Annotated in this window: 16 protein-coding genes and 1 tRNA gene; 14 read left to right on the forward strand and 3 right to left on the reverse strand. The window is 58.5% G+C overall.

Annotation, left to right across the window (positions count from 1 at the left end; genetic code table 11):
* Positions 1 to 71: 71 nt before the first annotated feature.
* Positions 72 to 1,292: an alpha/beta fold hydrolase gene (locus tag QBL02_RS12285; protein WP_282726717.1), complete on the forward strand. Its 1,221-nt coding sequence runs from the start codon at positions 72 to 74 to the stop codon at positions 1,290 to 1,292.
* A gap of 114 nt (positions 1,293 to 1,406) precedes the next feature.
* Positions 1,407 to 2,477, forward strand: coding sequence for a cell division protein ZapE (zapE, locus tag QBL02_RS12290; protein WP_282726718.1), 1,071 nt, complete (start codon positions 1,407 to 1,409; stop codon positions 2,475 to 2,477).
* A gap of 150 nt (positions 2,478 to 2,627) precedes the next feature.
* Here zapE and QBL02_RS12295 read toward each other — a convergent pair.
* Positions 2,628 to 2,712: transfer RNA gene (locus tag QBL02_RS12295), tRNA-Leu, on the reverse strand.
* Between the two features lie 176 nt (positions 2,713 to 2,888).
* On the opposite strand from QBL02_RS12295, the gene QBL02_RS12300 reads away from it, so the two are divergent.
* The 4 genes from QBL02_RS12300 (at position 2,889) to mshC (ending at position 6,701) form a co-directional block, all read left to right on the forward strand.
* The gene (locus QBL02_RS12300) at positions 2,889 to 3,086 is read left to right on the forward strand and encodes a hypothetical protein (RefSeq protein ID WP_282726719.1); all 198 of its coding nucleotides are present in this window, start codon (positions 2,889 to 2,891) and stop codon (positions 3,084 to 3,086) included.
* A 45-nt stretch (positions 3,087 to 3,131) separates the two neighbouring features.
* Positions 3,132 to 4,430 (forward strand): M20/M25/M40 family metallo-hydrolase, encoded by a 1,299-nt coding sequence (locus tag QBL02_RS12305; protein WP_282726720.1) that lies wholly within the window; start codon positions 3,132 to 3,134, stop codon positions 4,428 to 4,430.
* A gap of 112 nt (positions 4,431 to 4,542) precedes the next feature.
* Complete coding sequence (locus QBL02_RS12310; protein ID WP_282726721.1) at positions 4,543 to 5,406, forward strand: undecaprenyl-diphosphate phosphatase; 864 nt, start codon at positions 4,543 to 4,545, stop codon at positions 5,404 to 5,406.
* Positions 5,403 to 6,701, forward strand: a complete 1,299-nt coding sequence (mshC, locus tag QBL02_RS12315; RefSeq protein WP_282726722.1) for a cysteine--1-D-myo-inosityl 2-amino-2-deoxy-alpha-D-glucopyranoside ligase — start codon at positions 5,403 to 5,405, stop codon at positions 6,699 to 6,701. The genes QBL02_RS12310 and mshC overlap by 4 nt, the downstream gene beginning before the upstream one ends.
* A gap of 2 nt (positions 6,702 to 6,703) precedes the next feature.
* Here the strand turns inward: mshC and QBL02_RS12320 are convergent, their stop codons facing one another.
* A complete protein-coding gene (locus QBL02_RS12320) occupies positions 6,704 to 7,642 on the reverse strand; it encodes a PAC2 family protein (RefSeq protein ID WP_282726723.1) in 939 nt (312 codons plus the stop codon).
* Between the two features lie 68 nt (positions 7,643 to 7,710).
* On the opposite strand from QBL02_RS12320, the gene QBL02_RS12325 reads away from it, so the two are divergent.
* The 8 genes from QBL02_RS12325 to lnt all read left to right on the forward strand — a co-directional run bounded on the left by QBL02_RS12325 (position 7,711) and on the right by lnt (position 17,227).
* Positions 7,711 to 8,421 carry an HAD family phosphatase gene (locus tag QBL02_RS12325; RefSeq protein WP_282726724.1) on the forward strand — a complete coding sequence of 237 codons (711 nt, stop codon included), beginning with the start codon at positions 7,711 to 7,713 and terminating at the stop codon, positions 8,419 to 8,421.
* Positions 8,418 to 9,479 (forward strand): tRNA (adenine-N1)-methyltransferase, encoded by a 1,062-nt coding sequence (locus QBL02_RS12330; protein ID WP_282726725.1) that lies wholly within the window; start codon positions 8,418 to 8,420, stop codon positions 9,477 to 9,479. Before QBL02_RS12325 ends, QBL02_RS12330 begins: the two co-directional genes overlap by 4 nt.
* 190 nt (positions 9,480 to 9,669) lie before the next feature.
* Entirely contained in the window at positions 9,670 to 10,440 is a 771-nt protein-coding gene (locus QBL02_RS12335) for a peptidylprolyl isomerase (protein WP_282726726.1), read from the forward strand.
* 6 nt (positions 10,441 to 10,446) lie between these two features.
* Entirely contained in the window at positions 10,447 to 11,520 is a 1,074-nt protein-coding gene (locus QBL02_RS12340) for a WYL domain-containing protein (protein WP_282726727.1), read from the forward strand.
* Entirely contained in the window at positions 11,513 to 12,478 is a 966-nt protein-coding gene (locus QBL02_RS12345; RefSeq protein WP_282726728.1) for a WYL domain-containing protein, read from the forward strand. Before QBL02_RS12340 ends, QBL02_RS12345 begins: the two co-directional genes overlap by 8 nt.
* A 38-nt stretch (positions 12,479 to 12,516) precedes the next feature.
* Positions 12,517 to 13,338: a twin-arginine translocase subunit TatC gene (gene tatC / locus QBL02_RS12350; RefSeq protein WP_282726729.1), complete on the forward strand. Its 822-nt coding sequence runs from the start codon at positions 12,517 to 12,519 to the stop codon at positions 13,336 to 13,338.
* Entirely contained in the window at positions 13,335 to 15,608 is a 2,274-nt protein-coding gene (locus QBL02_RS12355; protein ID WP_282726730.1) for a DEAD/DEAH box helicase, read from the forward strand. Before tatC ends, QBL02_RS12355 begins: the two co-directional genes overlap by 4 nt.
* The gene (lnt, locus tag QBL02_RS12360) at positions 15,605 to 17,227 is read left to right on the forward strand and encodes an apolipoprotein N-acyltransferase (RefSeq protein WP_282726731.1); all 1,623 of its coding nucleotides are present in this window, start codon (positions 15,605 to 15,607) and stop codon (positions 17,225 to 17,227) included. The genes QBL02_RS12355 and lnt overlap by 4 nt, the downstream gene beginning before the upstream one ends.
* An 89-nt stretch (positions 17,228 to 17,316) precedes the next feature.
* Here the strand turns inward: lnt and QBL02_RS12365 are convergent, their stop codons facing one another.
* On the reverse strand, positions 17,317 to 17,670 hold the full coding sequence (locus QBL02_RS12365) for an RNA polymerase-binding protein RbpA (protein WP_282726732.1): 354 nt from the start codon (positions 17,668 to 17,670) through the stop codon (positions 17,317 to 17,319).
* Positions 17,671 to 17,717: the final 47 nt, after the last annotated feature.

The raw sequence follows: 17,717 nt of genomic DNA on the forward strand, positions 1-17,717 counted from the left end.
TTGTGTAGGCAGTTCGAACGTTGCCACGCCGTGCATCGTGCGAATGCCCTCCACCGAGAAGTGAGGCATACATGCGGTCCAGGCGCAGAACCCAGTCACCCGATCGTGCACTTTGGGGCCTGGGCCTCGGCATCGCTGCGGGCGGAGCTGCCGCGCTGGCCTGGCAATTCGCGACTCGGGTGCTCACTCCGGCCGAGCACCCAGAGGATGATGTCGAAGTGCTTTCGCTACAAGCCTCTGCAGAGTCTCCAAGCGGTATGCGGGTTTGGCTCACAGGGCCAGACACTGATCTAGAGGGCAGTTACTCCTTTATCTTTGACGCGGTGGATCGCCAGACACAAGACCTTGCCGGCCACGCCAGGCTTGGGCCAGTGCTTGAGCGGGCCGGAACCGGACGAAAAGCGCGTGTAGTTCGAGATGTTCTCAGTGTTGAACGCGGCGACCTTCGGGTGGGTGCGAGGGGCAGGATTACGGGATGGTGGTACACCGATCCGGAACAGCTGGGCTACCCGACACGTCTTGTTGCGGTACCGATGCCAAACGGAGTGAGCTGGGGCTGGTTGATCGAGCCGAAGAACTCGATACCTGGAAGGTGGGCAGTGCATGTGCACGGCCGAGGGGCGCTGCCGCACGAAGCGTTGCGCGGCGTCGAATCCTTCGCTGAAGCGGGGATTACGAGCCTGGTCATCGCATATCGCAACGATAGTGGAGCCCCGGTGGGTCTGGGCGGTCGCTACGGCCTGGGGTTGTCAGAGCAGGAAGACGTTGATGCGGCTATCGGCTGGACTCGCACTCAAGGCGCTGAACGGGTGACAGTGGTGGGCTGGTCAATGGGCGGCACGGCAGCGGTAATAGCGGCAGGTCTCGGTAGAAATCGTGACTTGGTCGATGCGATGGTGCTCGATTCCCCGGCTCTTGATTGGCCGGAGCTGTTGCGGCACCAGGCGAAACTTGCGTATCTTCCGGCTTGGATCGCCGAGCTTGGCGTGCTGATGCTTCGCGCGGGCTGGGTGCGAGGCGCAATCGCTGGCGTGCGAGGCACCGATGTTACTGCGCTTACCGCCAGGCGCCTGGCATCACTGATTAGGGTGCCAACTCTTATTCATGCGAGCGCTGGCGACAGCTTTGTGCCGTGGCAGGGATCGCTGAAGGTTGCGCAGTTACGTTCTGGGCTCGTGAGATTGCACCCCTCGCGAGGCGAGCACGTGAAGTTGTGGAACGCCGACACTGCAGGGTGGAAACGTGAGACGGCAAACTTTCTGGCCGAGCTCGCAACTGACGAGTCGCACTAGAGGGCCGCGATGAGGCGAAGAATGTGACGAGTTTGTGCATTCGGCACGCACACTGTCTGCAAGATCAGTAGAGCTGACCGAAGCGGCATCTGTACCGCTGTAGTATTGCACTCGATGTCAAATAGCGCTGAGCACACTGCTGCCCATTTGGTCGACCGCCACCCCGTTATTTCGGGTACCGAGCTGGTGGCGACCCTGGTTCCGCCCCGTCAATTTGATGGTGCCTCGTTTGAGTCGTATCGACCCGACGAGAACTACCCGTCTCAGAGCGAGGCGAGAGATACGTTGCAGGCGTTCGCTCAACCTGAAGCTCCAATCTCACGCGGAGGCGGCTTTCTGGGATTCGGTCGCAAAAAGGTGGCAACAGAACCAAAGCCTGGTGCAATTACGAAGCCAGGCGTCTACCTCGACGGTGGGTTTGGTGTCGGCAAGACTCACTTGCTTGCAGCCACCTGGCATGCGACCCCTGGGCGCAAGTATTTTGGCACCTTTATCGAGTACACGGCACTTGTTGGTGCGCTCGGTTACGCGGGGGCTCTCGGTGTGCTGCAAGGTGCTCGACTGATTTGCATTGACGAGTTTGAGCTGGATGATCCGGGCGACACGATGCTGATGACCAGGCTTATCGGTGACCTTACCGCCACGGGCTCGCGCATCGTCGCGACTTCGAATACCCCACCGAATGCACTGGGAGAGGGGCGCTTCGCGGCGTCTGACTTTATGCGTGAGATTCAGGCGATGGCTGATCGCTTCGTTACGATTCGTATCGACGGTGTTGACTACCGACAGCGTGACCTTGCGGGCGACGCCGTCACGCTGAGCGATGATGCTTACCGCTTCACTCTGGCAGACGTTGTCTCATCGGGGGAGCGAATGACCGATGATTCCTTCGGCGATCTGGTGAAGCACCTCGCGACGGTGCATCCGTCGAGCTACATTGGCATGCTGAATGGTGTGCGAGTAATTGGTCTGCGTGATGTTTTCGAACTCACCGATCAATCTGCTGCACTGCGGTTTGTGGCCTTTATTGACCGTGTTTATGATGCACAGATCCCGATCCGCGCCACAGGCCTTACGCTCACCTCGATTTTCGGCGGCGGAATGCTTGACGGTGGATACCGCAAGAAGTACCTACGCTGTATGTCGCGCCTGAATGCCCTCACACAGAGCGAACTGACTGCCTGACGGCAAAGACGATCACAGCCGCAGGTTTGCCCTCAGGGGTAGGCCTGCGGCTTTTTCTGTGCTTCGAGCAAACTCTAGGCAGGATGAAACAATACAAAGCAGAAAACACAAAAGGCAGGATCTAAATGATCCTGCCTTTTGCAGTTCGCGTGCGCGGAGGGGGACTTGAACCCCCACGCCCTAATACGGGCACTAGCACCTCAAGCTAGCGCGTCTGCCATTCCGCCACCCGCGCGAACTGTCTGCCGGACCTTCCCGGCGAACAAGAAATAAAGTATCACGGATCCGAGGTGCAAGACGAATCGGCCAAGCCGCGACACGCCGGACCCTCGCCTTTTTGAGCTCTCAGGCGTAGCCTAAAGCCAGGGTAAATACCCGCGAAACCGTTGATTTTGCAGGGAAGAAGCCAAGATGAACAATCATAAAAATAATTCTTTCGAAGACCACGAATCGGATCCGGCACACACTCCGGGTAACGGTTGGGTTGATGAAGGCGGCGCGTCCCATCTCGGACCAGCCACACACTTGACTGTCGAAGACGCTGGTGAGCACGACCATAACGTCGAGCACTCAAGCCAGAACAGTGAGACAGATCAGGCTGAAGGCTGACGTAACACTTGAAAGAGTTGCTCAGGCGCTCGATACTGTGGAGTTATGACTGCACAACTCTCTGAGACAGCCAGGGTCGCGCGAGATCTGATTCGTTTCGACACTTCAAATCGCGGCGAGGGCGACGCGAACCCCGAGGCCGAGGCGGCTCGTTATGTTACCGACTACCTCACCGCCCTTGGCCTGAACCCGGTCACGATTGAATCCGCGCCGGGTCGCGCCAGTGTGGTGGCACGAGTAGCGGGAAGCGATCCAACGCTGCCAGCGCTTGTGCTGCACGGGCACCTTGATGTGGTGCCCGCTGATCCAGCGAACTGGAGTGTCGACCCCTTCGCGGGCGAGATCAAAGACGGAATGCTCTGGGGGCGCGGCGCCGTCGACATGAAAGACATGTGCGCAATGATGCTCACCTCCGTCGCAGAGCTACTTCGCGCGGGGGATCAGCCCCGCCGAGACCTCATCCTTGCTTTCTTCGCTGATGAAGAAAACGGCGGAGTGTACGGTGCGCACTATCTGGTTGAGCACCACCCGGAGCTTTTTGAAGGAGCGGCGACTGCGATTAGCGAGGTCGGTGGATACTCTGTCGAGCTGAACGGCACCCGTGCCTACCTGATTCAAACAGGTGAGAAAGCGCTCGACTGGATCAGGCTTCGCGCGCGCGGCACTGCCGCACACGGCTCACGAGTTTGGTCAGACAACGCGGTTACGCGGCTTGCTGAGGCCATCGCAGCGCTAGGTCGGCACGAGTGGCCAGTCGCGCTCTGCGACACGACACGCGAACTGATTTCTGAGATTGCGAAGATTTATGGCGAAGATCCAGAAACAGTGAATGCGGAAGAGCTGATTCTGCGCACCGGCACCGCTGGCGGCTTCATTCAGGCAAGCCTGCGAAACACGAGCAACCCGACGGTGCTGAAAGCCGGATACAAGCACAACGTGATCCCCGATACAGCCGAGGCGCTCGTGGATGTGCGTTCATTGCCCGCCGATCAGCCAGGCATCCTTGCGAAGGTGCAGGAGATTGTCGGCGCAGATATCGAAATTGAGACGGTACACAGCGATATTGGCCTTGAAGTGCCATTCGCTGGTGAAGCCGTCGAAGCTATGATCGCGAGCCTGCGAGCGCACGATCCAGAGGCAAAGGTGCTTCCATACCTGCTTTCCGGAGGCACTGACAACAAGGCGCTGAGTCGTCTCGGTATTACCGGTTACGGCTTTGTGCCGCTGCGTCTGCCAGCAGATCTCGACTTTCCCGGAATGTTTCATGGAGTCGATGAGCGTGTTCCGCTTGCGGCCCTTGATTTTGGTCATGAAGTGCTCGTCGACTTGCTACGCCGATACTAAAAATTCGTCAAGCCGCGTTAGTCTTGTCTCTGGTCCGCGCGCTTCTAGCGTGCTGACCGACTAGCGAGCTGGCCTTCCGAAGTGGGGCCGGCAGACGGAGGAAACAACGCATATGGGCATCTTTGAAGCCATTCTGCTGGGCATCATCCAGGGACTCACCGAGTTCCTTCCGGTCTCGTCGAGCGCGCATTTGCGTATCGCGAGTGAACTGATGGGCATTGGTGATGCCGGAGCGGCATTCACTGCAATTACCCAGCTCGGCACCGAGGCAGCCGTCGTCGTATTCTTCTGGCGAGACATCACCAGGATCATTGGGCGCTGGTTCCGCTCGTTGAGCGGTGCTGTGCCGCGTCGCGACCCAGATGCGCTACTCGGCTGGTGGATCATTCTCGGCAGTGTGCCGATTGTGATTGGCGGATTGTTATTCGAAGATGCCATCGACCACACCCTGCGTTCGCTCTGGTTCGTCGCGACCGCGCTCATCGTCTTCGGTTTGCTACTTGGCTGGGCCGACCGCGTTGGCAAGCAAGACCTGACGCTCAAGCAGATGGGCTGGAAGCACGCGCTGGTTTACGGCATCGCGCAGGCTATGGCGCTAATCCCAGGTGTCTCGCGTTCCGGCGGCACCATTACCGCGGGCCGCTTGATGGGTTACACCCGCGAGCAAGCTGCTCGGTATTCGTTCTTGCTGGCGATCCCCGCAGTATTTGGCTCGGGCGGCTACAAGCTTGTGAAAGCGATCGGTGATCCGGGAAGCACCCCAATGGGGCCAACACTCATCGCAACCGTGGTTGCCTTCGTTATTGCCCTCGTGGTGATCGGTGTATTCATGAAGTACATCTCACGCGGCAGTTTCATGCCGTTCGTGATTTACCGAGTGGCGCTTGGCGTGCTCATTCTTGTGCTGCTGGCCACCGGTGTGCTTGACGCAAACGGCGCACCTGCTGCAGCTGCGGCCGTCGGGAGTGCACAGTGAGAACCTGGACAGCACCTGACCTGCCTAAGCTGCCCGGCATCGGGCGACCGCCTCGGCTCTTTAACACCGCGAATGGGCGACTAGAGCACCCACCAATCGCGAACGAACAAGCCACCCTCTACGTGTGCGGTATTACGCCATACGATGCGACCCACCTCGGACACGCAGCCACCTACCTGGCGTTCGACCTCATGCAGCGTGCTTGGCGCGATGCCGGTATCGAAACCGTGTATGCCCAGAACATCACCGATATTGATGATCCGCTGCTTGAGCGTGCCGCGGCTACCGGTGTCGACTGGAAACATCTCGCAGACGATCAGATTTCGCTGTTCCGCAGCGACATGCATCGCCTCGGCATGATCCCGCCCGAGCACTACGTTGCTGTCACTGAACGCATCGACGAGATTGCCGACGCAGTCTCAAAGCTGCGTGAGCTCGGCCTCGCCTACGAGGTGCCAACCGACGACGCCGAAGGCAGCGACCTCTACTTCGATGTGCGCAAAGCTGAAAAGATCACAGAGTGGCGGCTTGGCGATGTTGCGCCCTACGACCGTGCCCTGATGATGCAGTTGAGTGCTGAACGCGGGGGCGATCCTCGTCGTGAAGGCAAACGCGACCCACTCGACCCACTGCTGTGGCGTGCGGCGCGGGAGGGCGAGCCGAGCTGGCCGTCGAGTGTTGGTGAAGGCCGCCCGGGTTGGCATATCGAATGCTCGGTGATTGCTGCCGGGGCGCTCGGTAACGCGTTTACTGTGCAAGGCGGCGGGGGAGACCTGGTGTTTCCGCACCACGAGTTCACGGCGGCTCACGCGACCGCGCTCTCGGGTACGCCGCTTGCGCACGCGTATTGCCACGTCGGCCTGATCTCTTACCAGGGCCACAAGATGTCGAAGTCTCGCGGCAACTTAGTGCTGATTTCGCGCTTGCTTGAGGCCGGCGCTGATCCCTCAGCTATTCGCCTGGGCATTATGTCGCACCACTACCGTTCCGAGTGGGAGTGGTTCGACGAGGATCTTCAAACCGCGCATCGTCGCCTCAGTGCTTGGCGCGAAGGACTGGTGCGTGAGTCGGCTGATCCGCTTGATTCTCACGATGTGCTTGCTCAATTGCGCCAGGCGCTCGCAAACGATCTCGACACTCCGGTCATGCTGGCAACACTTGATGCCGCGCTCGATCGTGGGGTCGACAACCCGGGTCTCATCGCTGACGCGGTGTATGCCTTGCTCGGTGTTCGCCTGCAGCCAGTCTCTGTCTCAGGCAACAGCGTTGAGGATCCCTGCCCACTCGAGGCTTAGTTCTACCGTCCCGAGTTCGGCACAGGTGGATCTTCAGGATCTGCTTCGCCGTCCTCGGGCTCGATGTTCAAATACTTCTCGAACTCGTGGGCGATTGCCTCGCCTGTGGTCTCCGGTGCAGTGGCGGCGTCTCTAGCGGCTTCGAGGGTGCGGATGTAGTTCGACATGTCTTCGTCACTCGCCGCGACGCGGTCGATATTCGCCTCCCACTCGGTGGCTTCTGCTAGCAAATTGCCGCGGGGGATCACCACATCGAGTACCTCTTCGAGCTTGTCGAGAATCGCGAGGGTGGCTTTGGGTGAGGGCGAGCTGTGCACGTAATGAGGTACTTGCGCCCATAGCGTCATTGAGGGCACACCCGCTTCGGTAAGGGCCATATCAAGCACGGTGGTGATTCCGGCTGGCCCTTCGTAGTCACTGCGATCGGCGCCAACTCGAGCTCGCAATTCTGCGTCTTCGCTGCTGATATTGGTGACAATTGGCCGCGAATGTGGTGAGTCAGAGAACAGGGAACCGATCAATATAACGGTGTCGATTTGCCAAATATCGACGAGATCGACGACTTCGTCAGCGAAGGCATTCCAGTCACGTGCTGGTTCGACGCCGGCGAGCATGAAGATGTCGGTTACCGGTGTGCCGTTGATGCGGCGCACGGTGTCTTTCGGCGTATCGTTTTCGCTGCCGGGCCGATGCACGGTGCCGTACAGTCTGGTTTCTGGCCATTCGAGCACCCGTTTTCCGTGCTCATTGAAACTCACCTTTGGCCGATGCACCTGAAAATCGACGAAGCCATCTGCGCCAATCGCGTGCAGAAGTTCGGCGTTGGTGAGGGTGGCCAAATGCTGCAGCACAGTAGTAGTCGCTGCGCCGGCATCGCTCCAACCCTCAAACGCGGCAATTAACACTCGTTCTGATGTCGAATTGTTCGCTGCGTCATTCATCCTTTAAGGATAGCCCTCACGCTGATGCTCAGCTTCGTCTGTCACGAAGACGGCTAGAATCTTGAGTGATGAAATCTGACAACTTTGCCGCAGTTCTGTGGGACATGGATGGCACCCTCATCGATTCCGAACCGCTCTGGATCGAGACCGAGCTTGCGATGCTTCGTCGCTACGGCCTTGAAATGAGCGCCGAGACCCATCAGCGTCTGATCGGGTCGGGGCTGTGGGAGGCTGCTGAGCACTTTCGCGATCTTGGCGTGCCGTTGAGCGCCGACGAGATCGTGGCCGAATGGGTGTATGGGGTTTCTCGTGGGATCGCGAGCTCTGAGCCGCAGTGGCGACCTGGCGCGGTCGAACTCTTGGCTTCGCTGAAACACGCCGGTGTGCCATGCGCGCTGGTGACGATGTCTACACGTTCGCTGGCCGACGCGGTAGTCGCGATGCTTCCAGAGGGTACCTTCAGCGCTGTGATTGCAGGCGACGAAGTAACCCACGCTAAGCCTCACCCCGAGCCGTATCTGCTCGGTGCTGCCGCGCTCAACGTGCAGATTGAGAACTGTGTGGCGTTCGAAGACTCGCCGACCGGATTGAATTCTGCGTACGCTTCGGGCGCGACGGCCATCGGTATTCCCAACATGGTTTCGCTTGATGATGCTCCGGCGCATCGCCTTATTCCAACTCTTGCTGGCATTGATGCCGATACACTTCGTGAGCTGCACAACGATATTCGCGCGGCTCATTCCGAACCTACGAGCGTCACCGAGGAGACTGCACAGTGACCGATCACATCCCTGCCGAGACAGCGGCTACTGAGCTTACGCCGCAACTGAGCGGACCGTTCAGTTACGGCGATCGTGTGCAGCTGACTGGCCCGAAGGGGCGTCTCAACACAATTACCCTGGTGCCTGGAGCTGAATTTCATAGTCACAGGGGCATGTTGAAGCATGCTGATCTGGTTGGCTTGCCCGACGGTTCCGTGGTGACCAACAGCAGCGGTGAAGAGTACCTTGCACTGCGACCGCTGCTGAGCGACTTTGTGATGTCTATGCCGCGCGGTGCCGCGATTGTGTACCCGAAAGATGCGGCGCAGATTCTTTCACTTGCCGATATCTTCCCGGGTGCCCGTGTTGTTGAGGCCGGGGTCGGTTCGGGCGCCCTGTCGCTGCATCTTTTGCGTGGGATCGGCGAAACCGGTGAGCTGCTTTCCTTTGAGCGTCGCGAAGAGTTTGCTGAGATTGCTACCGCAAATGCTGCGGCATTCTCAGGTTCGGTTCCAAGTAACTGGACGGTTACCGTCGGCGACCTGCAGGATGCGCTGCCAGCGAAATGTGCCTCGGGCACCGTAGACCGTGTCGTGCTCGATATGCTCGCACCCTGGGAATGCGTTGACGTTGTGGCTGAGGCGCTCAAGCCCGGTGGCGTGGTGATCTGCTACGTCGCCACTGTTACGCAGCTCTCTCGTGTTGCTGAAGAACTTCGACGATCGGGTCTCTTTACCCACCCGCAGGCGAACGAGACTATGGTTCGCGGCTGGCACGTTGAGGGCCTCGCGGTTCGCCCAGACCACCGCATGGTGGCACACACCGGCTTCTTGATCACCGCGCGCAGACTCGCCCCCGGTGCGAAGCTTCCGCAGTTGAAGCGTCGTGCTTCTAAGGGTGAATACACTGACGCCGACGTTGCTGCTTGGACACCAGACCTGGTGAACGAAGGCGCGGACGGGTCTAAGGAGTGGAGCGAAGAGTCGATTGGCCAGTGGGCCAAGAGCGACAAGGTGCTTCGCAAAAAGGTTCGCGAGGCGCAGCGTTTCGCGCAAGAGCGCGGCGCAGGCGAATAAGCTTTCGCCTCAGCTAAGCTAAGTAAGTTGTCGCATTCTTCGAGAGGTTGTCATGCGCAGTCGTGTTCTTCCCATTGCCGCTGCTACCGCAGTTATGGCGTCCGTGCTGACTGGTTGCACGGCAGTTAACCAAGCAGTAGTAAATTGTGAACCACAGTTTCAGCCAAGTGCTCTTACTGACGGGGTGACCGTGAGTGGTGACTCCGCAGATACTCTCTCGGTGAAGGTGCCTGAGGGCGCTGGCAGCATGAACACGCACAGCAGTGTGTTCAGCGCAGGCGACAAGACGTCCGATGCAAGCGACGTGGTCGTATCTGGTTCGCTGTTTGAAGCGAATCTCGCATTTGTGAATGCCGATACGGGTGACATCCTCGATGTTTCGCCAGCTTACGGCAGCGGTCGTGGTCAACTGCTGCTCGCGACGGCAGAGCAGGGCCCCGTGGTTGGTGCACTGCTTTGTTCATCGGTTGGCGACACCGTCGTGACCGAGCTTTCGCCGCAGGACAGCGCCGCTATGGGTGTTGACGGCCAGCTCATTGTTGTTGCAGAGATTAACGCCGTTTATGCTCCTCGTGCTGAGGGCAAGACACGTGCGCTCACTACCGGGTTCCCCGCTGTGACAAATGACGAGACGGGCCGCCCTGGTATGGTGTTGCCTCCGCAGCAGGCGCCGACCAAGGTGAAGTCTTCGGTGCGCATCGAAGGCAATGGTGACAAGGTAGCTTCGACCGACAACGTGATCGGCAACGTTCTCACTGTGAGCTGGGAAGGTCAGGTCGTTCGAAACACTTGGGACGAAATGCCAAGTGGTTTCGGTGCCGAGGGTGACGAAGGTCAGACCGGTGCAAGCTTCCGTGCAGAGCTGACGGGTTACCCCGTTGGATCGCAGGTCGTTATCATCGAGCCAACCGGTGACGGCACGGCCCGCGTGAGCGTGGTCGACATTCTCGCAGTTCTGTAGGCCTCGATGGCAAGCTCGTCGGCCCGAAAGCGGGTGCCAAGCGAGGAACGGGTGTTCAGCCTCGTGCTCGCTCTGGTTGCCAGCCCGCAAGGGCTGACGAAGTCTGAGCTGCTATCGAGTGTGTACGGCTATGCCGAAAGGTATGACCCAAGGAAGCCCGATCCAGCGATCGAGCGTCAATTTGAGCGCGACAAAACTCAGCTCCGTGAGCTTGGCATTCCGATTGAAACGATCGACTCACCGCTGGAAGCCGGCAATAACCAGCTTTCTAGATATCGGATCGTAAAAGATCGGCTGCAACTGCCCGAGCAAGTGCGTTTTTCGGCAGAAGAACTCACGCTACTCAAAATGGCTTCGCTTGCATGGCGTGACGGCAGTCTTGACTCTGCCTCACGCTGGGCCTCAATGAAACTGGTTTCTCTTGGCGTGAACCTCGATGTGCGCAATCTGGGAATTGCGCCAAGTCTTGGCATGCGCGAAGCTGCAGCGGTGCCCTTGCAGGCGGCGATCGACGAGCGCAAGATTGTGCGTTTTGACTATCGCCTGCCCAACCGCGAAACCGCCCTTGAACGGCGTGTTGCCCCGCTCCGTCTGCATCGTGCAGAGGGCCGATGGCATCTGGTTGCACACGATCTCGACCGTTCGGCCGAACGAATCTTTTTGCTCACGCGCATCACCTCTGAGGTGCGAATCGAGCAGCAGGAGTTTGATGCTGCACTGTTGTCAAGAGCTCAAGAAGCGCTCGACAACATGCTCAAACTCGTTGCACAGCAGCGTGCGATTGTACGGGTACAGCGCGGTTCTACCGCAGAGGCACGTCTTGAGCCACGAGGTAGCGTGATTAGCGGGGGAGCTGACACCCCTGAGTCTGCGGTACAGAGCGGTTCGAGTGATCCAGCGCGCGAACTCGGCGAGGGCGTGCATATTGAGCTCGGCACGCTTGACTACTCCGTACTCGCAAGTGAGATTGCCGGTTTTGGTGACGAAGCGGTTGTGGTTGAACCAGAAACCTTGCGTGCCGAAACCACTCGCTTACTCGAAACCATTCGCGAACAGCACTCGGGAGCGGCAGATGGCTAGGCAATTTACGACCTCAGACCGTGTAATGCTGCTGATGGCACTTGTGCCCTACCTAGATCAGCACGGGCCAAGTTCGATCACCGAACTCGCTACAGAATTTGATGTCTCGCCAAATGCGCTTCGTCAACTGGTGCGTTTTCTTGGTGTTGCTGGAGTACCCGGAGAAACACAGACCTATCAACACGAAGATCTGTTTGATATCGACTGGGATGCGCTTGAACAGTACGACTTGGTAAGCCTGACGAACATTGTTGCGGTTGAAGAGACACCGCGTTTTTCGTCAGTGGAAACTTCAGCGATGATCGCAGGTTTGCACGTGCTCGGGCCGATGCTTCCTGCCGAATTGCAGGCTGTAGCCCAAAGCACTGCCGAGAAACTAGCTGCCGTTGTGCCAGTCAGCGAAGTGCGTAGCCCGCTGACCGCGAGTGAAGACCCCGTGCACAACAGGCTCAGCGAAATCACCTCGACGATGGCGAACTCGCAGCGCTTAAGCTTTGAGTACCGCGATGCGAGCGGAACTTCCACGCGTCGCGTCGTAGAGCCGCTGCTGCTGAGCCAATCAAGCGACGCTTGGTATTTGCGTGCTTACTGTCTTGACCGCGCTGCTGAACGAACATTTTTGCTGGATCGCATGCGAGAGGTTCACGCGATTGATGAGCGAGCGGATCGCACCCCGCTCGCGCCGACCAAACGCGAAGCGGGCCTTGCCGAAGCGGAACTGACCGCACAGATAAAGTTGACGCCTGCGGCGCTGCGCACAATCGCTGATTTTGCGCCCCGAGTGACGCGTGATCTTCCCGATGGTTGGTGCGAAGCCGAGCTCGAACTTTTGCACCCCGCCGTCGCTATTCGGCTTGTTCAAGCTGCGCCGGGCGAAGTGATTGTGCTCGCCCCGGCGTCAGCTCGTGACGCAGTTCAGGAATGGGCCAGCCGCGCACTTGCACGTTACGACGTGTAAAGAGCGGATTCACGGTCACTCCCGGATAGACTTACCTGGTGGCAAAAAAGAGTCGCGGGCGCAAGAACCCAGAAGGCAAGATGAGTCTTGGCGCTCACCTTGTTGAGCTGCGAAATCGACTCTTCATTTCGGCAATCGCAATCCTGCTCGGCATGGTTGCCGGCTGGTACCTATCGCCCTGGGTCTGGGACATGCTTCGGCAGCCCATCGAAGCACTGCGCGAAAACGGTCGCGAAGCACAGATCATGTACACCGATATTTCGGGCGGTTTCGATCTCACTGTACAGATTGCGCTCGGGATCGCCGTGATCATCGCCTGCCCGGTCTGGTTGTACCAGATCTGGGCATTTATCGTGCCTGGCCTTACCAAGCGCGAAAAGTGGCATGCGGTTGGCTTTCTTGGTGCGGCGGTGCCACTCTTTTTGGCCGGTGTCTATGTCGGCTGGACAGTCTTGCCAAACATCGTGCGATTGATGGCAAGCTTCCAACAATCGCAAGACGTGTTCAATATGGATGCGCGAACCTACATTGACTTTACGTTTAAGCTGCTCTTCGCCGTTGGCGTAGGGTTTGTGTTGCCGGTGCTACTGGTACTGCTGAACTTCCTGGGTGTGGTTCGCGGCAAAGCAATTCTTAAGCAGTGGCGAATTGCGATTATCGCGATCATTACCTTTGCTGCCATTACCACGCCAGCAACTGAGCTGATGAGCATGTTCATCCTTTCTGCTCCAATCGTTGTGCTGTACTTTGCGGCGGCCGGTATCGCCATCTGGCATGACCACATCGCCGACAAGAGGCGCGCGAAAGAATTTGCCGAGTACGATCTCGACGAAGTAACCACGAGCGGAGACAATTCGTGAACGACTATCCTGCACTCGAAGCATTCGAGAAAAGGATCAGCTTCGGACTCGATGGATTTCAACGCACCGCGTGTGAACGGCTAGAAGATGGTCGTAGTGTGCTTGTGGCAGCCCCGACAGGCTCCGGAAAAACCACCGTTGCTGAGTTTGCTGTATACCTCGCGCGCCGTGAACAGGACGCACGAGTTTTTTACACGGCACCGATCAAGGCGCTTTCAAACCAAAAATTTCGGGAGCTCTGCGCGGAGTACGGCGAAGACGAAGTTGGCCTGCTCACCGGAGACGTGAACCTGCGGGGTGATGCCCCGATTGTGGTGATGACCACCGAGGTTTTGCGCAATATGATCTACGCCGAGAGCGCAGCTCTTGAAGGGCTTGCCTTTGTGGTGCTTGATGAAGTGCACTACCTTGGCGATCGTTGGCGGGGAGCTGTGTGGGAAGAAATCATTCTGCACCTACCCGAGACTGTTCGGCTGGTGTCGCTCTCTGCAACGGTGTCAAACGCCGAAGAATTTGGCGACTGGATGCACGCGGTACGTGGTGACACCGATGTTGTGCTGAGCGAGCACAGGCCGGTACCACTGTATCAACACGTACTGACCCCAAAGGCGCTGCTTCCGCTCTACATCAACGCTGACGGTGAGCTGGCAGAGCGCGGCAAGCTCAACCCAGAGCTGCGCAGCCTCGCAAGAAGTTCGCGAGACAGCGAAGACGGTGGCGGCAGGGGGAATCGGTCTTCGCGAGACCGCGGTTACGAACGATACCGCTCGAATCGCGACCGAAGCAGAGGGCGTGCGCCGGTTCGACGCGTGAAACGAATTCGCCGCTCAGACATGGCACGAGCGCTTGAAGAGACCGGCTTGCTGCCAGGCATCGTCTTCATCTTTAGCCGCAATGGTTGTGACCAGGCCGTGCAGCAGTGCCTCTTCGAGGGTATCCGACTCACCACACGCGAAGAACGTGACGAAATTCGCGCGGTGATCCACCAAGCCATCGACGGTCTAGACGAAGATGACCTTCGTATTCTCGGTGTGAACTCATGGATTGCAGGGCTTGAACGGGGAGTGGCAGCACACCACGCCGGGCTTTTGCCACAGTTCAAAGCGGTTGTTGAGCAGCTCTTCCAGCGTCGCCTGGTGAAGCTGGTGTTTGCCACTGAAACTCTGGCTCTCGGCATCAACATGCCAGCTCGCTCGGTCACGATTGAGCGGCTCGACAAGTACAACGGTGAGCAGCGTGTGCCACTTACCTCTGGCGAATATACCCAGCTCACCGGTCGCGCCGGTCGACGCGGAATTGACCACGAGGGCCACGCGATCGTGGTCTGGGGCGACGGAATGGATCTTGAAGCTGTAGCCCACCTGGCGGCGGCCCGTTCCTTCCCCGTCCGATCGAGTTTCAAACCCACCCCGAATATGGCAGTGAACTTGCTGCAGAGAATGCCGCATGAGCGCGCTCGTGACACACTCGAACTCAGTTTTGCCCAGTTTCAGGCCGACCGTGACGTCGTTGACCAGGCCCGTCAATTGCGAGCAGAACAAGAATCACTAGCCGGCTATGACAAGGCGGCCCGCCGCTCCAAGGGTGCCGACAAGAAACGGTGGGAAGACCGCGCCCGCAAATTGCGCAAGCAGATTGAACGCGGCCGTCGCCGTGTTGAGGCGAGAAGCGGCACGATTGCGCGTACCTTTGACCGTGTGGTTGCCGCTCTTGGCGAACTTGAATACCTGCGTGGCGATGAGGTCACCGCTTGGGGCCGATTGCTCGCGCGTGTCTATGGTGAGCGAGACCTGCTAGTGGCGGAGTGCCTGAGGCACGATGCTTGGCGCGGTATCGACGCGCCCGGACTCGCCGCCATGTGCTGTGCGCTCAGCTACGAGCCACGCCGTGATGATGAAGCAGAGGGTCGCTGGCCTGGTGGTTCATTTCGGCCAGCTTTTGAGCGCACCCTTGATCTTTGGGAATCACTCGACGAGGTCGGTGAGCGACACCGTCTCGGCGGCGCTGAAATGCCACACGCTGGCCTAGCAACCGCAATGCAAGGCTGGGCGAACGGGTGGACGCTCAGTCGCACTCTCGAGGAAGCTGAGATTGGTGCCGGTGATTTTGTGCGCTGGGCAAAACAAACTATCGATCTGCTTGATCAGATTGCGCAGGCAAGCGAACACGCTGAGGTTGACGAGGATCGCCTAGCCGAGCTCGGCAAACTTGCTCGTGAGGCGAAACGAAAGATTCGACGGGGCATCGTTGAGACATCGAGTGCGGCATGAGTGAGAACCCGAGCAAAGCGGCAACGCCAAAGGTGCTGCCCTGGTGGCTCGCGTTGTTGTTTGCTGCCGCTGGTGGCTTCTGCCTAGACCTTGCAGCGCCAGCGGTGAGCTGGTGGCCGGCAGCCCTCATCGGTACGGGTCTTATCTTTGCCGCTCTCTGGCAGCGCAAAGCGGGCAGCGGTTTTCTCTTTGGTGCCGTCGCTGGCGCGACATTCTGGATGCCGCATATCTCGTGGTTGACCCTTTACCTTGGGCCGGTGCCCTGGGCAGGGCTCGCTGGCGTCATGATTATCTGGTTTGGCCTCTTCGGCATGCTGATCGCTATTTCGACCAGAGGCTTGGCGCACCTGATGCGGCCGGGAGTGTTTTTGGGGCTTGCTCAGGCATTCGTTGCTGCCGGGCTTTGGGCTACCCGTGAGCAGATCCAGTCAACCTGGCCTTACGGCGGTTTCTCTTGGGGACGCTTGGCGATGCTCCAAGCAGACAGTCCTTTTGCTGAGCTCGCATCTTGGCTTGGTTTCGCTGGCCTCAGCGGCCTATTGGCGTTGCTGAGCGCTCTTGTGGTGGCGGTGCTTTCGAGCAGACAGGCTAAGTTTTTCTCAAAGACGGTCGCTCTCGGAGCTATTGCAGCGTTGGCGTTCGGCCTTGCCTTGGTGCCGGTGTACTCGCTGCAGTCCTCTGGCAGTATTTCGGTTGCCGGTGTCCAGGGAAACTCAAAGTCGGGCATCTTTGATGATCGAGAGAATGGTGACGTGTTTCGAGACCATCTCGACGCGACCAGTGACATGCTTGCCGAGCTAAAACGCGAGGGCAAATCTGTTGATCTTATTGTTTGGCCAGAAAATGCTGCCGAGTTTCAATTGACTGAACAGCGCATGCGTGGCTTTGAAGTGCAACGGCTCTCCCAACAAGCACAAGCCCCGATTGTCGCGGGGTCGGTCCTGCAGCATCCTGACAATAGCTACACGAATAGCTCCGTTGTGTTTGATGCTGATGGCGCCACCGGTCAGCGCTACGACAAACGCCGACCGGTGCCCTTCGCCGAGTACATGCCTAATCGGGCGTTCTTCCGTGCACTCGCGCCAGACCTCGTAGACCTCGTACAGCTTGAATATAGTTTCGGCCAATTGCCAGCGGTGATGCAGTTGGAGACCACGGAAGGGCAGATCCGGGCAGGCATCGCAATCTGCTTTGACATCACTTTTGACGAGCAGGCGGTCGCAATGATGAACGGCCCATTTGAAAATGGAGAACCGAGCGAAGCCCAGGTGATCCTTGCTCCGACGAATAACGCCGACTTCGGACGAACCGATGAGAGCGCACAACAGTTGCAGATCGCGAAGCTACGCGCCATAGAGACGGGCCGCGCGGTTGTGAATATTTCTACTGTCGGTACGAGCGCTGTCATTATGCCTGATGGCAGCTTTGTCGATCAGTTAACGCCTTTCACCGCAGACTACCTCTACGCAACAGTGCCGCTCGTTGAAGGGCAGACACCAGCGCTGCGATTTGGCAGCGCAATTGCCGGTGCCTGGATCACCATTGGCCTGCTCGGTGCGGCCTTCGGAGTTGTGGGTGCACGCCAGCTGCACAAGCTCAACCGTAAGAAGGCAAGCTAAACGGGCAGCAACTTGCTGCTGAAAGTATCACGCACTCAGGTGAAATTCGTGCTGGTCTGTGATGCTCACGAACCAAAGTGTCGTGTGTGCTACTTTCCTCGACGAGCGCGCAGCAGCTGAAGTCGTTCTTCAAGAAGCTCTTCGAGTTCTTCGCGGCTGCGGCGTTCAAGCAGCATGTCCCAATGGGTGCGTTGATTCTGGCCCTTTTCTTCAAACTCGGCGCGAGCTGCCTTACCGGCCTCGTCATCGAGAAAGCCAAGTTCACCGCTTTTCGGATCGAACCATTCGGGTGGAACTTCAGCCTCAGAATCGAACATTACCGAGAATGTATTGCCAAGGTCGGTAAGGTATTCAACGCGCTTTCGTGGTGAAAACTCGATGCCCTTATCGCCCTGCAGACTCGTCGCTCCAATGCGCGATCCGCGCAGTGTTCGCTCGGCCATGTCTACCTCCATGTCTCGCGTGCCAGGGTTCTGGCACCGCGTCGCAA

This window comes from Leucobacter sp. UT-8R-CII-1-4 (genome assembly GCF_030010235.1).
In the GTDB taxonomy this organism is placed as follows: Bacteria; Actinomycetota; Actinomycetes; order Actinomycetales; family Microbacteriaceae; genus Leucobacter.

What these genes read in the sequence shown, in the direction of transcription:
- QBL02_RS12310 (WP_282726721.1), top strand. Translation starts at nt 4,543, where the DNA reads ATGGGCATCTTTGAAGCCATTCTGCTGGGCATCATCCAGGGACTCACC.
- QBL02_RS12320 (WP_282726723.1), bottom strand. Translation starts at nt 7,642, where the DNA reads ATGAATGACGCAGCGAACAATTCGACATCAGAACGAGTGTTAATTGCC.
- lnt (WP_282726731.1), top strand. Translation starts at nt 15,605, where the DNA reads ATGAGTGAGAACCCGAGCAAAGCGGCAACGCCAAAGGTGCTGCCCTGG.
- QBL02_RS12285 (WP_282726717.1), top strand. Translation starts at nt 72, where the DNA reads ATGCGGTCCAGGCGCAGAACCCAGTCACCCGATCGTGCACTTTGGGGC.
- QBL02_RS12340 (WP_282726727.1), top strand. Translation starts at nt 10,447, where the DNA reads ATGGCAAGCTCGTCGGCCCGAAAGCGGGTGCCAAGCGAGGAACGGGTG.
- zapE (WP_282726718.1), top strand. Translation starts at nt 1,407, where the DNA reads ATGTCAAATAGCGCTGAGCACACTGCTGCCCATTTGGTCGACCGCCAC.
- QBL02_RS12300 (WP_282726719.1), top strand. Translation starts at nt 2,889, where the DNA reads ATGAACAATCATAAAAATAATTCTTTCGAAGACCACGAATCGGATCCG.
- QBL02_RS12365 (WP_282726732.1), bottom strand. Translation starts at nt 17,670, where the DNA reads ATGGCCGAGCGAACACTGCGCGGATCGCGCATTGGAGCGACGAGTCTG.
- QBL02_RS12305 (WP_282726720.1), top strand. Translation starts at nt 3,132, where the DNA reads ATGACTGCACAACTCTCTGAGACAGCCAGGGTCGCGCGAGATCTGATT.
- QBL02_RS12345 (WP_282726728.1), top strand. Translation starts at nt 11,513, where the DNA reads ATGGCTAGGCAATTTACGACCTCAGACCGTGTAATGCTGCTGATGGCA.
- QBL02_RS12325 (WP_282726724.1), top strand. Translation starts at nt 7,711, where the DNA reads ATGAAATCTGACAACTTTGCCGCAGTTCTGTGGGACATGGATGGCACC.